Origin of the sequence: Natronorubrum halobium, assembly GCF_051351675.1 — an archaeon.
Taxonomy (GTDB): Archaea; Halobacteriota; Halobacteria; order Halobacteriales; family Natrialbaceae; genus Natronorubrum.
Genome location: NZ_CP195595.1, coordinates 1,665,422 through 1,683,404, shown reverse-complemented (window position 1 = coordinate 1,683,404; position 17,983 = coordinate 1,665,422). Strand labels below are relative to the sequence as shown.

General features: G+C 63.5%; 21 protein-coding genes and 1 tRNA gene. 11 read left to right on the top strand and 11 right to left on the bottom strand.

Annotated features, from left to right (window positions below):
- Window positions 1–68 precede the first annotated feature (68 nt).
- Window positions 69–1,139 (top strand): anthranilate phosphoribosyltransferase, encoded by a 1,071-nt coding sequence (locus ACSFC7_RS08285; protein WP_436347239.1) that lies wholly within the window; start codon window positions 69–71, stop codon window positions 1,137–1,139.
- 13 nt (window positions 1,140–1,152) lie between these two features.
- Here ACSFC7_RS08285 and ACSFC7_RS08280 read toward each other — a convergent pair whose 3' ends face one another.
- Both ACSFC7_RS08280 and ACSFC7_RS08275 read right to left on the bottom strand, forming a co-directional pair.
- Entirely contained in the window at window positions 1,153–1,653 is a 501-nt protein-coding gene (locus ACSFC7_RS08280; RefSeq protein ID WP_436347238.1) for a DUF3368 domain-containing protein, read from the bottom strand.
- Window positions 1,640–1,888, bottom strand: a complete 249-nt coding sequence (locus ACSFC7_RS08275) for a UPF0175 family protein (RefSeq protein WP_436347237.1) — start codon at window positions 1,886–1,888, stop codon at window positions 1,640–1,642. The genes ACSFC7_RS08280 and ACSFC7_RS08275 overlap by 14 nt, the downstream gene beginning before the upstream one ends.
- A gap of 220 nt (window positions 1,889–2,108) precedes the next feature.
- Here ACSFC7_RS08275 and ACSFC7_RS08270 point away from each other — a divergent pair, with 220 nt between their 5' ends.
- Window positions 2,109–2,867, top strand: a complete 759-nt coding sequence (locus tag ACSFC7_RS08270) for an SDR family NAD(P)-dependent oxidoreductase (RefSeq protein WP_436347236.1) — start codon at window positions 2,109–2,111, stop codon at window positions 2,865–2,867.
- A 102-nt stretch (window positions 2,868–2,969) separates the two neighbouring features.
- Window positions 2,970–3,470: a small multi-drug export protein gene (locus ACSFC7_RS08265; RefSeq protein ID WP_436347235.1), complete on the top strand. Its 501-nt coding sequence runs from the start codon at window positions 2,970–2,972 to the stop codon at window positions 3,468–3,470.
- A 4-nt stretch (window positions 3,471–3,474) separates the two neighbouring features.
- Here ACSFC7_RS08265 and ACSFC7_RS08260 read toward each other — a convergent pair whose 3' ends face one another.
- Window positions 3,475–4,446 (bottom strand): succinylglutamate desuccinylase/aspartoacylase family protein, encoded by a 972-nt coding sequence (locus tag ACSFC7_RS08260; RefSeq protein WP_436347234.1) that lies wholly within the window; start codon window positions 4,444–4,446, stop codon window positions 3,475–3,477.
- Window positions 4,447–4,683: 237 nt separating this feature from the next.
- On the opposite strand from ACSFC7_RS08260, the gene ACSFC7_RS08255 reads away from it, so the two are divergent.
- Window positions 4,684–5,202: a peptidylprolyl isomerase gene (locus ACSFC7_RS08255; protein WP_436347233.1), complete on the top strand. Its 519-nt coding sequence runs from the start codon at window positions 4,684–4,686 to the stop codon at window positions 5,200–5,202.
- Between the two features lie 223 nt (window positions 5,203–5,425).
- Window positions 5,426–5,938, top strand: a complete 513-nt coding sequence (locus ACSFC7_RS08250; RefSeq protein WP_436347927.1) for a peptidylprolyl isomerase — start codon at window positions 5,426–5,428, stop codon at window positions 5,936–5,938.
- Window positions 5,939–6,321: 383 nt separating this feature from the next.
- Here ACSFC7_RS08250 and ACSFC7_RS08245 read toward each other — a convergent pair whose 3' ends face one another.
- The gene (locus ACSFC7_RS08245; protein ID WP_436347232.1) at window positions 6,322–6,903 is read right to left on the bottom strand and encodes a DUF192 domain-containing protein; all 582 of its coding nucleotides are present in this window, start codon (window positions 6,901–6,903) and stop codon (window positions 6,322–6,324) included.
- A gap of 252 nt (window positions 6,904–7,155) precedes the next feature.
- On the opposite strand from ACSFC7_RS08245, the gene ACSFC7_RS08240 reads away from it, so the two are divergent.
- Window positions 7,156–8,106 (top strand): oxidoreductase, encoded by a 951-nt coding sequence (locus ACSFC7_RS08240; RefSeq protein ID WP_436347231.1) that lies wholly within the window; start codon window positions 7,156–7,158, stop codon window positions 8,104–8,106.
- Window positions 8,107–8,184: 78 nt separating this feature from the next.
- The gene (locus tag ACSFC7_RS08235) at window positions 8,185–8,526 is read left to right on the top strand and encodes a ferredoxin (protein WP_436347230.1); all 342 of its coding nucleotides are present in this window, start codon (window positions 8,185–8,187) and stop codon (window positions 8,524–8,526) included.
- 14 nt (window positions 8,527–8,540) lie between these two features.
- On the opposite strand, the gene ACSFC7_RS08230 is transcribed toward ACSFC7_RS08235, so the two are convergent.
- The gene (locus tag ACSFC7_RS08230; protein WP_436347229.1) at window positions 8,541–8,816 is read right to left on the bottom strand and encodes a TRAP transporter large permease subunit; all 276 of its coding nucleotides are present in this window, start codon (window positions 8,814–8,816) and stop codon (window positions 8,541–8,543) included.
- 121 nt (window positions 8,817–8,937) lie between these two features.
- On the opposite strand from ACSFC7_RS08230, the gene ACSFC7_RS08225 reads away from it, so the two are divergent.
- Window positions 8,938–9,021, top strand: a tRNA-Leu gene (locus tag ACSFC7_RS08225).
- A 331-nt stretch (window positions 9,022–9,352) separates the two neighbouring features.
- Complete coding sequence (locus ACSFC7_RS08220; RefSeq protein WP_436347228.1) at window positions 9,353–9,844, top strand: DUF7344 domain-containing protein; 492 nt, start codon at window positions 9,353–9,355, stop codon at window positions 9,842–9,844.
- Between the two features lie 302 nt (window positions 9,845–10,146).
- Here the strand turns inward: ACSFC7_RS08220 and ACSFC7_RS08215 are convergent, their stop codons facing one another.
- Genes ACSFC7_RS08215 through ACSFC7_RS08200 form a run of 4 tightly spaced genes read right to left on the bottom strand, consistent with a single transcriptional unit; the run spans window position 10,147 to window position 13,278 of the window.
- Window positions 10,147–10,851 carry a TOBE domain-containing protein gene (locus ACSFC7_RS08215; RefSeq protein ID WP_436347227.1) on the bottom strand — a complete coding sequence of 235 codons (705 nt, stop codon included), beginning with the start codon at window positions 10,849–10,851 and terminating at the stop codon, window positions 10,147–10,149.
- Window positions 10,851–11,618, bottom strand: coding sequence for an amino acid ABC transporter ATP-binding protein (locus ACSFC7_RS08210; protein ID WP_436347226.1), 768 nt, complete (start codon window positions 11,616–11,618; stop codon window positions 10,851–10,853). Before ACSFC7_RS08210 ends, ACSFC7_RS08215 begins: the two co-directional genes overlap by 1 nt.
- Window positions 11,615–12,331, bottom strand: coding sequence for an ABC transporter permease (locus ACSFC7_RS08205; protein WP_436347225.1), 717 nt, complete (start codon window positions 12,329–12,331; stop codon window positions 11,615–11,617). The genes ACSFC7_RS08210 and ACSFC7_RS08205 overlap by 4 nt, the downstream gene beginning before the upstream one ends.
- A gap of 11 nt (window positions 12,332–12,342) precedes the next feature.
- A complete protein-coding gene (locus ACSFC7_RS08200) occupies window positions 12,343–13,278 on the bottom strand; it encodes a substrate-binding domain-containing protein (RefSeq protein WP_436347224.1) in 936 nt (311 codons plus the stop codon).
- Window positions 13,279–13,685: 407 nt separating this feature from the next.
- On the opposite strand from ACSFC7_RS08200, the gene ACSFC7_RS08195 reads away from it, so the two are divergent.
- On the top strand, window positions 13,686–15,134 hold the full coding sequence (locus tag ACSFC7_RS08195) for an aldehyde dehydrogenase family protein (protein WP_436347223.1): 1,449 nt from the start codon (window positions 13,686–13,688) through the stop codon (window positions 15,132–15,134).
- An 87-nt stretch (window positions 15,135–15,221) separates the two neighbouring features.
- On the opposite strand, the gene ACSFC7_RS08190 is transcribed toward ACSFC7_RS08195, so the two are convergent.
- Window positions 15,222–16,022 (bottom strand): DUF7344 domain-containing protein, encoded by an 801-nt coding sequence (locus ACSFC7_RS08190; RefSeq protein WP_436347222.1) that lies wholly within the window; start codon window positions 16,020–16,022, stop codon window positions 15,222–15,224.
- Window positions 16,023–16,180: 158 nt separating this feature from the next.
- Here ACSFC7_RS08190 and ACSFC7_RS08185 point away from each other — a divergent pair, with 158 nt between their 5' ends.
- Window positions 16,181–16,423, top strand: coding sequence for a hypothetical protein (locus ACSFC7_RS08185; protein ID WP_436347221.1), 243 nt, complete (start codon window positions 16,181–16,183; stop codon window positions 16,421–16,423).
- Window positions 16,424–16,448: 25 nt separating this feature from the next.
- On the opposite strand, the gene ACSFC7_RS08180 is transcribed toward ACSFC7_RS08185, so the two are convergent.
- Window positions 16,449–17,921 carry an aldehyde dehydrogenase family protein gene (locus ACSFC7_RS08180; protein ID WP_436347220.1) on the bottom strand — a complete coding sequence of 491 codons (1,473 nt, stop codon included), beginning with the start codon at window positions 17,919–17,921 and terminating at the stop codon, window positions 16,449–16,451.
- Window positions 17,922–17,983: the final 62 nt, after the last annotated feature.

The window sequence follows — 17,983 nt, the reverse complement described above, 5'->3', positions numbered from 1 at the left end:
CCGTCATTCGTCGGTGACGCGAGATCGGAAACGGGAGGTTTTTGCGCCGGCCGGCCCAACGACGGCGTATGGCGCAGGCATCCCAGGAGTTCGGCGAGTGGCCGCTCAAACGGCTGATGACGGAGATCGTCGGCTCCGGTCCCAAGTCCGCCGACGACATGACTCGCGAGCAGGCTCGAGAGGCCCTCCAGCGCATTCTGGCCGGCGAGCCGGACGAGACGACCCTCGGCGCGTTCTGGCTGGCCAACCGCTGGAAGCGCAACAACCCCGAAGAGCTGGCGGGCTACACCGACGTCATGCTCGAGGAGTCGGTCATCACCGCCGAACCCGAGGCCGATCCCGTCGACTGCGGCGCGAACTACGACGGCAAACACACCTCCGCCGTCCTCGGCGTCGGTGCCGGACTCGTGGCCGCCGCCGCGGGAACCCCAGTCGTCGTCCACTCGGGGGATCGCGTCCCCACCCAGAAGGCGACGGCGTACAAACACGTCCTCGACGAACTCGGCGTCCGGACGGAACTCGAGCCATCGGAGAGCGCCGACATGGTCGACGAAACCGGCTTCGGCTTCTACTACCAGCCCGAGTTCAATCCCGGCATTCAGGACCTCTACGAGCGACGCGACCAGATGGGCGTCCGGACGTTCGTCAACACCATCGAGACCGTCGCCAACCCCGCCAACGCCGACGTTCATCTCGGCTCGTTCTACCACCTCGCGTTCGCGAAGAAGATGACCGACCTCATCGAAGCGAGCGACCACCTCTCGTTCTCCCGCGCCATCTTCTTCCAGGGGATGGAGGGCTACGACGACATCCGTCCGGGCTACACGAAAGTGGCCGAATGGGACGAGGGCGAGGAGGAACTCGAGGATTACGAGATCGAGACCGCGAACTACGGCATGGAGATGGAGGCCGAAGATCTGGCAGTCGACGACGTCACCGCCGACTCCGCGTCGATCACCGAGGCGGTCCTCACCGGCGAGCGCGACGACGACTTCGCCGACGCCATCGCGCTCAACGGCGCATTCCGAATGTACGCCCGACAGGACGTCGATAGTTTGGAGGAGGGGCTCGAGCAGGGTCGAAAGGTTATCGCGGACGGGAGCGCCGAGGCGGTGCTCGAGGACCTTCGCGCGTTCTGAGACGGCCACCGATTCACTCGTCGGTTTCGGTTGCAGCATCGATTGCACGGTGATAGAGATCGTCGCTGATCCAGAAACCGACGTCACGAAGTTCGTCGAGTGCCGATTTGATAGCGAGTTCGTTTTGACGTGCTCCCTTGAGAAGTATCCCAATAACCCCTGTGACAGGGATATTGTGACGTCGCGCAACCTGACGTCCGTCCCGTTCGTCGATCAACGCGCGATTTGCGTTCCGTTCCACTGCTAGCGCGATTGCCGCTGCTTCGCCGTGATCGAGTTCAGTTCGTAGTTCACGAAGAAGATCATCGCGCTGTGGTTGAACAATTGTCACGAGCTCGCTTTCGAGAATCGATCTGATTTCCTCGACACCATCCTCACCGGCAAGCAGTTCCGATCGGACGACTTCGGGAATTGAAATCGAGGAGAACTGCGACCGAAGAAGGTCCAGACGGTCGATCAGTGCGAGATTGAGAAGTGGCGATGTATCGGCGACGACGATCTCATTGCCGGGCATACTCGAGGTCTTCGTCTAGTTCTTCGTCAGTGTAGTGTCGTTCGATACTGCGGTCGCCGAGTAGTTCACCGAATTCGCGTTTGCTTAGTCCTGCGAGTTCCCGTGCCTTACCGAACGAAAGAACGCCGCGATCGTACAGCGAACACGCGAGCTCTTCGCGCATAACGCCCTCTCGTTCGTCTTCTGGAAGGCGAAGAGCGTCGTAAACCTCCTCCGGGATTTCGATGGCAGCCATACAGTATAGTAGTGCCGAACGCCAGATAAACGTTCGTCTCATAACGGGATCGCTTGCTTTTACGCCCGTATTCGACCCGCTTCAAGTCCCTAACGACAGTCGTGAGGTTCCGCCCTATGATTTCCATTGTTTGTAAACGAGGGCTCTCTGGGAAACGGTTCCGCACTGTACATCGAAAATGATGAACGACTTTATGTGGCTACCGTTCGATACCGCGAGTATGCGATTAGCAGACAAGACCGTCGTTATCACGGGTGCGGCAGCGGGAATCGGCGAGGAGACGGCCAAGCGGTGCGCCGAGGAGGGCGCACGCGTCATCGTCACTGACGTCGACACCGAGGGCGGCGAGGCGACCGTCGCCGACATCGAGGACGCCGGGGGCGAGGCGGAGTTCACCGAACTCGACGTCACCGACAGCGAGCGGTTCCACGACGTCGTCGACGCGGTCGCCGAGGAGTACGGGATCGACGTGATGGTCAACAACGCCGGCACCGGTCATCCCGGCGGCAGTCTCGAGGACCTCGACGACGAGATCCGGGACTTCGTCATCGACATCAACATCAAGGGCGTCTGGAACGGCTGTTCCGCTGCCTTGCCCCACATGAAAGCGCAGGGCCACGGCTCGATCGTCAACGTCGGCTCGCTGGCGTCGATTCTCGGACTGCCGAAGCAGGCCGCCTACTCGACGACTAAGGCGGCCGTCCTGAACATGACCCGGACGATCGCCGCCGAGGCCGGACCCTACGGCGTCCGCGCCAACGCCGTCTGTCCCGGCTTCACCGAGACCCAGATGCTCGACCAGTACCTCGAAAAACGGGACGACCCCGAGAAGGCACAGCAGGCGATGGCCGAGCAGTACCCGCTCAAGCGACTGGGCAAGCCGGAAGAGATCGCGAACGCGATCCTGTTCCTCGCAAGCGACGAGGCGTCCTTCGTCAGCGGCCACGGACTGGTCGTCGACGGCGGGTTCTCGGCCTGACGACGGACTCGGCCGTGAGCGCGGCCGGACGTGTAAATCGAAACCGTTTTTCGCCGCCGGTAGTTTAAGACTACTAACACGTCCGTCGACCGGACGGCTTCCATGACGCTCGTTCCAGCACTCGTCGACACCGGCGCGGCCCTCGAGGAGGGAACCGGTCTCGGTCGCTACCTGCTCGTCTTCCTGCTCGCGATGATCCCCGCGATCGAACCGTTCATCGTCATCCCGGTCGCCATCGGACTCGGACTCGATCCGGTCGCGACGGGTCTCGCTGCCTTCGCCGGCAGCGCCACCGCCGTCGGCACGATCGTCGTCGCCCACCAGCGACTCGCCGCCTGGTGGGCCCGCCGGACCGGCACCGACCTCACCGAGTCGAGCGACCGCTACGGTCGCGCGCGACGGATCTGGAAGCGCTACGGGCTCGCCGGTCTCGCCCTCGCCGGACCGATACTCGCGGGAATTCACCTCACGGCGCTGCTCGCGGTGGTCGCTGGTGACGACACGCGAGCGATCCTCGGTTGGCTCACGGTCGGACTCGGCGTCTGGACGGTCGCACTCGTCGCCGGTTCGACGGTCGGCTTCTCGCTGCTGGGACTTCCCTGAGCCGTCATTCCTCGCGAACCAGCGCGACGCTGGCGAGTTGGTCGCCAGCGATGACCGTCGATTCGCGGGTGAGTGCGTAGAGGATTCCGTCCCGATCCGCCGTCGCCTCCTGCAGCGGTTCGTAGGTCGTCGGCTCGTACACCGTACCGAGCCACGTCCCCTTCTCGATCTCCTGACCGACCTCGAGCGAGGGCTCCGGCCGGAACAGGCCGCCGCTGTCGGCGGTGACCTGTCCGAGGTGGTTGCGGGCGACCGTCTGGTCGCGGTCGGGCACCTCACCGGGAAGCATTCCGAGGTATCGGCAGACGTCCAGCAGGCCGTCGACGCCGATCTCGACGGCGTTCTCGAGGATCTGCTTGTTGTACGCGAGTTCGGGCGTGATCGAGGGAATGCCTTCCTGAGCGGCGGCGACGCGGAGCTTTCCCCCGAAGCCGCGTCGGTGCCACTCGTCGGAGGCGTCCTCGTCGGCCTCCTCGGAGAGCAGGAGGTCGGTCCCGAACGCTTCGGCGAGGTCGCGGGCGTCCCGGTCGCCCTCCCGATAGACGACGTGGGGGTGCATATCGGGACTGCCCGTGTGGAGGTCGACGACGGCGTCGGCCGCCTCGATCTCCGTCCAGAGGCGGGCGGCCATCCGCTGGTGGAGGCTGCCGTCCTCGTCGCCCGGCCAGATCCGGTTCATGTTGGGGTTGACGCTGTCGAACTCTTCGGGCGTGATGTAGGAGACGAGATCGAACGTCAGCGGATTCGCGACGGGCACCGCGATTATCGTCCCCGACAGCGACTCGAGCGGCAGCTGTTCGTGAAACCGGCGGAGCGTCTCGGTACCGTTGATCTCGCGGCCGTGCTGGGCCGCCTGAACGTAGAGTGTCGGCCCGTCCTCGGCGCCGTCGTACGTGTGAACCGTCGTCGTGAGTTCCACGCCGGAAGGGAATCGCGCGAGCGTCACTTCCTCGGCCGTGTGCGTCGCGGCGGTCATGCGAACCACCCGCCGTGGTTCGCACGAGTAGGAACCTCGCAGTCCGCGCTGTGCGGTGAGCAGAACCGTCTTCGCGTGTTCATGGTTCGCCGTTCCACGTCCCGCGGTATGTAGCTGCGGCCGTCTGTCGTCACCCGGTCGTCCCTCCTGATCGGTTTCGCGACGGCTCGAGATTCCGCGAGGGCGTCACAACTCGAGACCACTACCGTTTTCTGTCGGCCCGCCGTCGCTGAAGCTATGGGAGACGTTACTGCGACCCTCCACACCAACAAGGGAGACATCGATGTCGAACTGTACGACGAACGCGCGCCGCGAACCGTCGACAACTTCGTCGGTCTCGCGACCGGCGGGAAGACCTGGGAGGATCCCGAGACGGGCGAGGAAGTCGACGGCGAGCCGCTGTACGACGACGTCGCGTTCCACCGCGTCATCGAGGACTTCATGATTCAGGGCGGCGACCCGACCGAGACCGGTCGCGGCGGCCCCGGCTACCAGTTCGACGACGAGTTCCACGACGAACTCCGCCACGACGACGCCGGCGTCCTGAGCATGGCGAACTCCGGGCCGAACACCAACGGCTCGCAGTTCTTCATCACGCTCGACGCCCAGCCACACCTCGACGACCGTCACTCCGTCTTCGGCAAAGTCACCGACGGGATGGACGTCGTCGAAGAGATCGGCAGCGTCGACACCGGCCGAAACGACGAACCCAAAGAGGACGTCGTCCTCGAGTCGGTCTCCGTCGACTACGAGTAATCCTCGCGCCGATCACGTCGGAATCCGATATCGTTATTTTATCACGAGACCCACGAGCGGTATCAGCCTCCACCGACGACCGCATCACCGACGAACGCTGCTCGCAGCGACCGGCTCGACTCTCGGCGTCGCCCTCGCCGGCTGCGTGAACACCGCTCGAGACGACGGGGAGCGCAGCGGGGACGACGCGACGGAGTCGAACGCGGGCTCGAGTACGGCCGACGTGCTGACGGTGACACTGCACACGAGCACGGGCGACGTCGAGGTCGAACTCTACGCCGACCGCGTCCCCCGCACCGTCGACAACTTCGTCGGTCTCGCGACCGGCGAACGGCCATGGGCCGATCCCGAGACGGGCGAAGAGGTGGCGGGCGAACCGCTGTACGACGGCGTGCGCTTCCACCGCGTTATCGAGGGGTTCATGATCCAGACCGGTGATCCGCTCGGCACCGGCCGCGGCGGTCCCGGCTATCAGTTCGACGACGAGTTTCACGACGACCTGCGCCACGACGACGAAGGGGTTCTGAGCATGGCCAACTCCGGTCCCGACACCAACGGCTCGCAATTCTTCGTTACGCTCGACGCTCAGCCACACCTCGACGGCCGCCACTCCGTCTTCGGTAGGGTCACCGACGGAATGGACGTCGTCGAGGAAATCGGCAGCGTCGATACCGACGCGAACGACCGGCCGCGGGAGGCGGTCGTGCTCGAGTCGGTCTCCGTCGGCGACGAATAACAACAGCCGGGAGCACGGGTCCGTCGTTCAGAACACCCTCGCGGGACTCGGGGTGCGTACAGGTCAAGCACACACCGCTCAGTACAGTTCAAGGACGTATCACTGCGGTCGCGTCGCAAGCGCAGCACCCGCGAGCGACCAACGGGAGCGAGCGGCCTTTTTAGCGTAGATTTTTGCGCTGAGAGGTGAGTGAGCGAAGCGAGCGAACCCGAGGCGCAAAAAGGTACGTATGCAGACGTACTTACCGAATCGGACGGTTCGGTTTCACACTCCTGTCCAAACGACGAAAACCGCATCACCAACCATTGATGCCGTAAATCCGCGGCGTCTCGAGTGCGAGATCGATCGCTCTCTCCGAACACTGCCGTCCCAGCGATCGATGGCTACAGCTCGAACTCGAGGCGGTCACCCTCCTCGACGTCGCGCTCGCTGGTCCACTCGTAGGCGACTTCCAGCACGTACTGTCCCCGACCGGGGTAGGTCTGTTCGCTGCCGTCCTCGTCCGGCCCGGGCTCCGGCGCGTGATGAATATCCGTGATAACACCCTCGTCGTCGGCGAAGATAATGTCGATCCCGAACGACATCTCCCGCATGAAGAACTCTCGGTCCTCGACCGTCTCGTAGACGAACAGCATGCCGCGGTCTTCGGGTAACTCCTCGGTGTCGCTCAGCCCGAGCTGTTGCAGTTCCGGCGTGTCGGCGATCGCCGCCGTCACTTCACCCAGTTCGTCGCCGTCGGAGTCCGTCACGCGAACGTCGGTCGACTCGTACTCCGCGTGGATATCGGTCGAAGAGTCGTCGTCCGAATCTGAATCCGAGTCCGAGTTCGGATCCGAATTCTCCGTCGTCGCTTCGTCTCCGTCGGTGTCGTCGGTACAGCCCGCGATCGCGAGAGTGCTGAGGCTTGCGCCGAATCCTGTCAGAACGGTCCGTCGGTTCACGGTCGACGAGTGCAGCGAAGTCATTGCGATATGCAACAGACCACAAAAGCACTCATAAATGTTTGTCAGGCCAACTGTGAATATAACCTGTTGGATAAGATCCGAACGCCACACCGACGGAGTCGCTCAACTGCGTCACTTGGGGACCGGGGACCATCTACGGCAGGATCATCTCCCACAACAGGCCCGGAGACGCTCATTGAACACGGCGAACGGTAGCCGACCGTGGGAAACGCAGTCCGTACGTTTAGGGAGAATGCACGCGTCAGAGACGGTGTGAACTGGACAGCCGACGACGTACCCGACCTGCACGGCCGAACGATCGTCGTCACGGGTGCCAACAGCGGGATCGGTCTCGAGGCGACCCGCGAACTCGCCCGGAACGGCGCGAGCGTGATCATGGCTTGTCGAGACACCGACCGCGGCGATGATGCAGCGCAAGACGTCCGCGGGGACGTTGCCGACGCCGACCTCCGCGTCGAGGCGTGCGATCTAGCGAGTCTCGAGTCGATCCGCGCCTTCGCCGAGCGCCTCGCGGGGGAGGCGATCGACGTCCTGATCAACAACGCCGGAACGATGGCGATCCCGCGGTCTGAGACCGAGGACGGGTTCGAGACTCAGTTCGGCGTCAATCATCTCGGCCACTTCGCGCTCGCGGGACTGGTGCTCGACGAGTTGCACACGGCTCCCGAATCGGAGCCCGCGCGGGTCGTGACGGTCTCGAGCGGCCTCCACGAGCGCGGCGAGATCGACTTCGACGACCTCCACGGCGAGCAAACGTACGACAGGTGGGACGCCTACGGCCAGTCGAAACTCGCCAATCTGCTGTTCGCGTACGAACTCGAGCGCCGGTTTCTCACGGCCGGCCTGAACGCCAAGAGCCTCGCAGTCCATCCCGGCTACGCGAACACGCAACTGCAGTTCCGCGGGATCGAGGGGCGCGGCTCCCGGCTCCGGTTGCTGGGGAGACGACTCATGAACGCCGTTCTGGCCCAGTCGGCCGAGAAGGGCGCGCTCCCGACGCTGTACGCCGCGACCGCGTCGGACGCGGCGGGCGGCGCGTACTACGGTCCCGGCGGGCTCGCGAACATGCGCGGCTCCCCCGAACGGCAGGCCTCCTCGGAGCGGTCGTATGACCGCGAGACGGCTCGCCGGCTGTGGGACGTCTCGCGCGAGTTGACCGGCGTAACGTACGACCTCCCCGAGCCGAAGGCGCCGACGTCGTGAGCCGACGGCCCGGGTTCGTTCGAGACTTCCTTCGCGCCGACCGTAACGCGAAAGGCGACGCAGCCGAACCGTCACGTAATGAGCGACGATGACGGTATCCAGCGCGCGAGCGACGTCGGCTCGTCGGACGCGCCGCCAATCGAGGAGAAGCCCTACAAGATCATCTTCGAGGCGAACAAGTGCTTCGGCGCGGGCAAGTGCGCCGAGGTCAGCGACAATTGGGAGATGTCCATCGCGTCGGGCATGGCCCAACCGAACGAGTACTTTATCGACGAGGCGGATCTCGAGCACAATATCCGCGCGGCCGAAGTGTGCCCGGCGAAGAAAGACGACGGCTGCATCCACGTCGTCGACCGCCGAACCGACGAGGAGATCGCGCCGGATCCTCACGGCGACGGGACGCTGAGCGTCGACTGGTAGAAAAAGTAGCCCGATCAGGCGAGGACGTTCACCTCGGGAACGGCGAGGAGGACGAACAACAGCGCCAGCAGTCCGCCGAGGTACGGCAGGACGCGGTAGGCGACGACCATGTAGTCGATGTCCGTCAGGCCGCTGATGATGTAGAGGTTCAGCCCGTACGGTGGCGTGATGAAGCCGATCGCGTCGCCCAGGATGAAAATGACGCCCCAGATGACGGGATTGAGGCCGATCTCGAGTGCGACGTACTCTCGCCGGAGAAAGTGACATATCCAAGAGATTTTTGGCCTCATATCTGCTGCGCGTCGACGTCTCGGTCGTCCCGCCGTTGCGCCGTCCCTCGGGTACGCCGTTCGCGGCCGAAACATCGAAACGCACATCCCACCGCACGGCTAACGGACGACTGCCTTCTGTGCGAGGGTAGCCAAGCAGGCCAACGGCGGTGGGCTTAAGACCCGCTCCCGTAGGGGTCCGAGGGTTCAAATCCCTTCCCTCGCATACCGACTCGAACGACCGTGAGAGTCGTGTATGCGAAACGGAGGGATTTGAATCAGGGAGTGGAGCGAAGCGAAACGACTGTGGTTCAAATCCCTTCCCTCGCAGTAGACGACCGTGCCGTCTACTGATTTCCGTGCGTTCGAGAAACGTGGCAGTAAACGAAGGCTATTCAGTTCTCCTAACCGGGGAAGAACCACCTCAGAACGGGCGAATACCGCACGTCGATGAAATAAATAACGGGACATCTGAGTCGGATCTGATCCCACGTACAAAATCACTCGAGAGAACAAACAACTTGATAGCGGTAATTGTACGGCTTCAACTTTTGTAGATGAAGTACGAGTTGTGTATACTTGATCGATCAGTGTTATCAGAGAGACCAACGATAGTGGTCTCTCAAATCGTTACACCCTATAACAACAGGCAGTGGCACTTTCCTACTGGGGAGTATGCCTCCGATATGGTGAAACAGACGGAAGCGTTTAGACTTCTCGCCAGCGCTGACCGTCAACTCGTTCTCCACGAACTTTGCAAAAAGGACGGGAACGCTACTGTAAAAGACCTCTCGGAACAGATTGACGTTCGGAGACATCGAATCGATCCCGAGCGAATTACCGACGAGAAGGTCGAGCGTGCCCACGTTCGCTTGGTTCACACGCACTTCCCACAGTTACGAGAGGTGGGTCTCGTCGACATCGATTGGGACGACGGAGAGGTAGCATTTACCGACGAAGAGTGCGTGGATCAGCTATTCGATGCGGCGGCGGAGTTAGAGAGTTGGCCGCCGGACGAGCTGCTCGAGCATCCGTCTCGAAGTCGGTAACCGGGTCGCATTACTGTCCCCGTTAAATGTCGTAGTGAGCGATCTCCCCCGATCCGCAGTGGGGGCACTCGTCGACGGGTCCCGTCGGTTTGTTTCCGCAGTATCGACATTCGTACAGCCCTGTACTCCGTCCTGATCGCAGCGTATCGAGTACCCCCATCCTACGTACCGCTTGCACAGACACCGCCATTAAACCTGTCCACGAGAGGCTGTCTGTTCAGTTTTCGGGACATTCGTCAGCTTCGGATCGGATGCTCGAGGCGGTCGTGCCTATCGCGGTGCTCCTCGAGTCCGGACCGCCGCTACGTCTCCGAACTCGAGCCGACCGAAATCCCCCTTGCGGCCGTCGCTTTGAACGACGCCGTAATCGACCGTCCGGTCCCGAGTCCCAGTCGCTCCGTGCTGGCTCGAGTGACGAGCGCCTGGAGCGTCACCTCGTCCCCGAGTCGAACCGTCACCCGATCGATCTCATCGCCCGATTCGACGTCCGCGACGGTACCCGAAAACTGGTTGCGAAGGCTGGTGTCGTCGGCTCGAGGGGTCTCGTCGGGGTCGGTCAGCACGACCGCGTCGGAGCGGATGCCGACCTGCACCTCGCTCGCATCTTCGGGAACGAGCGCCAGTATCGAGCCGATCGCCGTCTCGACGGTCGCGAGTTCCCCCGTTCGGTCCTGGACGGGACCCGAAATAACGGACTCCGTCACCCGGGCGACGCCGTCGAGTTCGGCCTCGTGTCGTTCGAATCGCTGGCGTAGGTCGCGGGCGTTCTGCGTCAGTACTGTCCCGCCGCCGCCGCGGCCGCCGCGTCGGCGCTCGGTAACCGGGCCGACGGCGTCTTCGATCTCGACGATCCGATTCTGTAGGCGCGCGTACGAGCGCCCCAGTTCGTCGGCCGCGCGGTGCATCGAGCCGTGCTCGTCGATCGCCTCGAGCATCGCCAAGTCGCGGCGGTCGATCGTCACGCCGTCGACCGACAGTTTCGTCGTGTACTCCTTTTCGATCGTCATCAGTAGATCAATTCTCCGTCGATGAACTTCTGCGTTCGCTCGTCGCTCGGCGCCTCGAACACCGTTTCGGTCGGCCCGACCTCGATGATTTCGTTTTCGAGAAGCACGGCGATCCGATCTGCGATCCGTTCGGCCTGGTGCATATCGTGCGTGGCAATCGTAACGCCGATGCCCCGATTCCGCGCGTCGAGGATCGCCTCCTCGAGGACGGCCGTGTTTCGCGGGTCGAGGTCGGACGTCGGCTCGTCGAGGAGGAGCACGTCTGGTTCGTACGCGAGGGCCCGGGCGAACGCGACGCGCTGGGCCTCGCCGCCCGAGAGCGACGAGGCGGCCTGGTCGACCTTGTCACCCAATCCGACGGTGGTGAGCGCGTCGAACACGTCGGCGGTGCCGTTTTCGGCCCCGACGAGACTCGCGAGTTCGTGTCGGATGCGGTCCGCCCACGACTGGCGAACCCGGAGGCCGTACTCGACGTTGCGGGCGACGCTCGCGTCGAAGAGGCTGGCCTCCTGGAAGACCATGCCGATTCGACGCCGATACTCGAGTCGCTCGCGGTCGCCGACCGCCCAGACGTCGGTTCCGTCGTACTCGATCGATCCGTCGTCGGGCGCGTCGAACAGCGCGAGCAGTCGGAGCAACGTCGATTTCCCGACGCCGGAGGGACCGATGATCGCGACGACTTCGCCGGGCGAGACCGACAGCGAGACGTCCTCGAAGACGGTCTCGTCGCCGTAGCCGTGGTGGACGTCCGTCGCGCGAAGCGTCATCGGTACCGCCCTCCGCCGTTGCTGCCGAGTCGAACCACGATCGCGTTGACGGCCAGTACGAGGACGAGCAGTATCGCGCCGAGTACCATCGCGGTCTCGAACCGGCCCTGCCGGGCCTCGAGCTGGATCGCCGTCGTGAGGGTCCGGGTGACCGACGTCCCGTCCGAACGGGCGATGTTGCCCCCGACGATGAGAACGGAACCGACTTCGCTGATCGCGCGGCCGAAACCCGCCAGCACGGCCGTCGCGATCCCGTAGCGTGCTTCCTTGATGGTGACGAACGCGACGTCCGTCCTCGTCCCGCCCATCGCGTACGCCGCATCTCGGACGTTCTGCTCGACGCTGCTGACCGCGGCGAGGCTCACGCCGGCGATGACCGGCGTCGCGAGCACGAACTGGGACATGATCATCGCCTCGGTGGTGAACACGAGGTCGAACGAGCCGAGGGGCCCCTGGTTCGAGACGGCAAAGAGGACGAGGAGACCGACGACGACGCTGGGAAAGCCCATCCCGGTGTTGATGAGCGACGTGAGCAGCGTCTTCCCGCGAAACTCCTTGAAGCCGACGAGGAGTGCGACCGGGAGGCTACACAGCGTGCTCAGCGCGACCGCGATCAGACTCACGTACAGCGAGACGGAGATGATACTGCGAATGTAGTTCCACTCGAAGGGGAAATCGGCGAACACCGCGAGTGTACTGACTTCGAACGGCATCACGTGAGAACTTACTCGTCGGCGTCCGCCCCGCTCCACCCCGCGGGGACGTACTGTCGAAAGTTCGGTTCCTCCGAGATCGCCTCCGGGAAGAAGAGTTGCTCGTCTTCGACCGTGTACCCCTCGATGATCTCCTGCCCCTCGAGGCTCGTGATGTAGCCGATGTACGCCATCGCGAGGTCGTACTCGACGTTGTCGTGAACGGCGGGGTTGACGGCGACGATTCCGTACGGGTTCATGAGCGGCTCCGGCCCGCCCCCGACGGGTCCCTGGACGTGAATCTCGAGGTCGATCTCGTTTCGCATGCTCAGGAACGTTCCGCGATCACTCAACGTATAGCCACCTTCCATATTGGCCTGGTTCAGAATTTCTCCCATCCCTCCACCGCCATCGGCGTACCACTCGCCGAACTCCTCGACAGCCAGCCCGGCTTCGTTCCAGAGTTCGAGTTCTTTCGTGTGGGTTCCGGATTCGTCGCCGCGAGACCAGAACCTCGACTCCGTCTCGGCGATCGCCGTCAGTGCCGTTTCGACGTCATCCTCGCCGGATATTTCGGCAGGATCGTCTGCTTCCCCGACGATGACGAAGTCGTTGAACATGATGTCGCGACGGTTGACGCCGTATCCCTCCTCCATGAACTCGTCCTCAAGCGACCGGGCGTGGACCATCACCACGTCGGAGTCGCCGTTTCGAGCGGTCTCGAGCGCCGCCCCCGTTCCTTGAGCGACGGCATCGACGGTAACGCCGTATCGGTCTTCGAACGGCGCGTTGAGTTCGTCGAGGAGACCGGTGTCGTCCGTACTCGTCGTCGTGGTAAGCGTCAGCGTTTCCCCGCTGATCTCCGGACCGGTATCGTCGTCGTCGCCCCCGATGGCCGCACAACCTGCGACTCCGACCGCAGCACCACTCCCGATCGCGGCGATGAACTGCCGCCGTTGTATCGTCATGGATACTACGACAGATTCCGGGGTGAAATAGGTTTGGATAGCAGGGGAACGGCACGGAGACTACGTTTCGCCGTGGAACCAGTTGGTATCGAAGCAGATCGCGACTACCGACCGGTATCTGTACTCTCTCAGTCAGACGTATCGTGATTGGACCGATACCGATTCCGACCGCCGTCTGTTGCGGCACCGAAATAGCCAGTTTTCGGCCTCGGAGGAACAACCTGTACGTTTTGGGTGGTATTAACCACATCAAGATACATAATTGCCGCATTTACGACTAAACGAAACTAGAATAAGTTAACATAACCAAATTTTGATAGGTGTTATTATTGGGCTCAAGCTCATCGGTTTGTTTGCAGCGGAAACTCTCGTCGACGGAACGCCGCTCGAGTCCGCTGTTGATACCCATGGTAATCGCAACGAAAGAGCGCTACGAGTTGGTTATCGGTACCGAATCCGCGAATGCGTCCGCTGAAGAGTATTTTCCGACGACGGATCCGGCGACGGGTGAAACGATCGCACGGGTTGCAGCAGCGACGTCTGAAGACGTCGATCGGGCGATAACGGCGGCTCGGAACACCCTTCCGGCGTGGCGGTCGAAGTCGCCCGTCGAACGCGGTCAGATCGTCCACCGGATCGCGGAACGCATTCGGGAACACGCGGACGAACTCGCGACGATCGAGAGTCGGGATCAGGGAAAACCGCTCGCACAGGCTCGCGACGATATCGAAGGAGCAGCCCGTTACTTCGAGTACTACGCGGGAGCCGCCGACAAACTCGAGGGGGAGAGTATTCCGCTCGGACAGGACAAACTCGATCTGACGACTCGGGAGCCGTACGGGGTGAGCGGTCAGATCGTCCCGTGGAATTTCCCGCTGAGTATCACGGCCCGCGGTGTGGCACCTGCACTGGTAGCCGGAAATACGATCGTCGTCAAGCCGGCACCGACGACGCCGCTCTCTGCGCTCCACTTAGCGGAGATCTGTGCGGACGCCGGCGTTCCCGATGGCGTCCTCAACGTCGTGGCGGGCGGAGCGGAACCGGGCGTCGAACTTTCCTCGCACGACGGCGTCGACCAACTCACGTTCACCGGGAGCGTCCCCACGGGCGAGGCGGTGATGCAGTCTGCGGCCGAAACGATCACTCCGGTAACCCTCGAGTTAGGCGGGAAGAATCCCGCCATCGTGATGCCCGACGCGGATCTCGACGAGGCCGTGTTCTGGGTTTCGACGGGAATCTTTACGAACGCCGGTCAGATCTGCTCGGCGGCCGATCGAGCGCTCGTCCACGAATCGATCTACGACGAGTTCGTCGGGCGAATCGTCGACCGGGCCGAGTCGTACACGCTCGGTCCCGGTACGGACGATCCGGATATGGGTCCGCTCAACCACGCTGAACACTTCGAGTCCGTCCTCGAGTACATCGATGTCGGGACGAACGAGGGGGCCACCCTCGAGACGGGTGGAGAGCCCCTCGATCGAGACGGCCACTTCGTCCCGCCGACGGTCTTTTCGGACGTGGACAATGACATGCGAATCGCACAGGAGGAGATCTTCGGCCCGGTTCTTACGGTACTCCCGTTCGCCGATCGTGAGGAAGCGATCGACATCGCAAACGACGTCGAGTACGGGCTGACCGGTGGCGTGTTCTCCCGGGACATCAAACGGGCGTTGAACGTGGCTCGACGGATCGACGCCGGGAGCGTCTACGTGAACGAGTGGTTCGGCGGATCGACCGAAACGCCCTTCGGCGGAACGAAAAAGAGCGGGATCGGCCGCGAGAAGGGACTCGAGGCGCTCGATTCGTACCTCCAGACCAAAAACATCTCCGTGAATCTCGACGAGAGAAACGGCTAGCCGGGCTTCTTCGTCGTCAAATCGCGTCGCGGGCTTCTCTCCCGACGGCGAGCGATCGAGACGCGTCGATTTTCGTCGTCCGAAAAATCACTCCGCGGCCGACGACTGCCCCTCGTCAGGCAGTCGAGCGAGCGCTTCGATGGTGGCGAGAATCGGTTCGTCCGAATCCGGGGCCCGAACGACGCCACTCGCCGAGTCGTACTCGAGCACGCCGTCTGCCGCCAGTTTCGGCAGTCGGCTGTGAACGAGATCGAGGTAGACCGCCTCTTCGCTCGTCCGCTCGAGCGACGCGATCTGGGACGCGATCGTCTCGACGCTGAGCGGTCGGTCGGCGAGCAACACCGCCTGGAGGGTGTACCAGGCTCGCGTATCGGACGCGAGACTCGCGACGGTTCGTTCCCGCGGCGAGAGGGAACCGATCTCGCCGCGTTCGTCCTCGACGTCCCGGTCCTCGAGCGTACCCAGTTCGACGGTGTGGTCCTGGTTCGCCACCGCCGCGGCGAATCCGACGACGCCGCCGCTCAGCATGCCGACGATCAGCAGGAGCGACGAGTCGGTGGCGGCGTTTCCGACGAGCCACTCCGCGAGCAGGTAGCCCGCGACGAGGAGGCCGGCGGTGAGACAGCCGACGAGACACCACGTCGCGATCGACCACTGGTCCTCGTAGGGACGCCGCCGCGTCGTGACCCGGTAGCCCGCGTAGACGAGTGCGAGTGCCGGCGCGATCACGAGCAGACTCTCGATCGATTGAATGACGATCGGTTCGGGATAGCGATAGACCTGTACCAGTCCGGCGGTCCCGAGTGCGATTCCGAGCACGGCGACGAACCACGCCGCGCTATCCTGCCACCTCGTCGACCGCAGCCGTCTCCTGTCCAGTGAGACCATCTTTGTCTGTTCCGTAACACGCCACGCAGTAAGAACGTTCTTGCGTCCGTCGAACGGGCGGGGCTGGATCGAACCGGTCTATCGAACCGGACCGGCCTCCCGGAGGGTGCAGGTACAACCGTTTCAGGTCAGCGACCGCTACCGCAGTCGATAGCCCGATGTCCGACCCGGATCGAGAGCAGTCGCGGATCGCCAACAATCGACTGGCGGTCGCCGTAGTCGTCGGTTCGCTGCTCGTCCTCGCAGCGGTTGGACTGCTCTATCGAACCGGCCTGCTCGACTACGTCGTGCCGACCCACGGACCTGCAGCCGACGCAGTCCCGCTGTACTTCCTGATCGCCGCGGCCCTGCTCGCACTCGTCGTCTGGAGTTGGAGCCGACTGGTCTCGTGGTTCGACTGAAATCGGGACGGTCGACGGCAGCGAGCTAGAACGGGTACTCTCGAGACTCGCGCTGGACCGAGATCCACTTCGTCGTCGTCAGTTCCTCGAGAATCGACTCGCCGTTGTACCGACCCAGTCCGGACTGCTTCATCCCGCCGAAGGGAACGTGGGGCTCGTCGTTGATCGGTTGGTCGTTGATGTGGATCATCCCCGTCTCGATGCCGTCGGCGATCGAGCGGGCTTGCGCGAGGTCCTCGCTGTGGACCGATCCGGACAGCCCGTGGATGGTGTCGTTCGCCAGTTCGATCGCCTCTTCGTCGCTCGAGTAGGGTATCACGGGTGCGACGGGGCCGAAGTGTTCGTTACACGCCGCGGCCATGTCGTTGTCCGCGTCGGAGAGGACCGTCGGCTCGACCACGAGTCCGTCGTGCTCGCCGCCGGTCTCGAGGGTCGCCCCGTCGTCGACCGAGGTCTCGACGTACTCCAGGATCTGATCGCGCTGGCTTTCGTCGATAATCGGTCCGATGACGGTATCCTCGTCGGTCGGATCGCCGGTCGGGAGGTTCGCCGCTCGATCGGTGAGCATCCCCACGTAGTCGTCGTAGACGTCCTCGTGAACGAGATGGCGGTTGGTCGAGATGCAAACCTGGCCCTGATGGAGGAACGAACCGAAGACGCCCCCGTCGACCGCGCGATCCAGATCGGCGTTCTCGGTGACGACGTGGACGTTGTTGCCGCCGAGTTCGAGCGCGGGAAACGCGCAGTTTCCGGCCGCGTTCGCGGCGACTCGCTGGCCGATCTCCGTCGAGCCCGTGAAGGCGAGTACGCGCGGGATTTCGTGGTCGGAGATCGCGTCGCCGACGTCGGAGCCGCGCCCGGTGACGACGCTCAGGACGCCCTCCGGCACGCCGGCCTCCTCGAAGATCCGCGCCAGGAGCAGGCCGCCGGTGATCGGCGTGCTCGAGGCCGGTTTGAGCACGACCGAGTTCCCGGTCGCGATCGCCGGCGCGACCGCTCGCATCGAGAGATGCAGCGGGAAGTTCCACGGCGAGATGACGCCGACGACGCCGGCGGGCTGGCGCTCGACGATGTTCTCCTTCCCGGGAATCGTCGACTCCATGTGCTGGCCGTCCATCCGGAAGGGGTAGCTCGCCGCCTGTTGCATCATCCCCGTCGCGGTCTGCAGCTCGGCTTCGCACTTGACCCGCGTGCTGCCCGACTCGACGGCCAGCAGTTCTGCGATCTCCTCACGGTGCTCGCGGACGAACTCGATCGCCGCGGTGATCACGCCCGCTCGGGCCTGGGGCGGTTGCTGGGCCCACTCCGTCTGGGCCTCGCTCGCGGCCTCGTAGGCGCGATCGACGTCGTCTTCGGTCCCGGCGGGAACGGTCGCGATCTCCTCGCGCGTGTAGGGGTTCTCGACCGCGATCGACTCCCGGTCGCCGGGCTCGATCCACTCGCCCGCGAGATACAGCGAACTCCAACCTGATTCGGGTGTCAACGGGAGGTCTGTCATACGGCGATGCTACCCGCCGAGTGTGGAAAAGCGCCACACCCGCAGACGCAACGCGAGGTGGA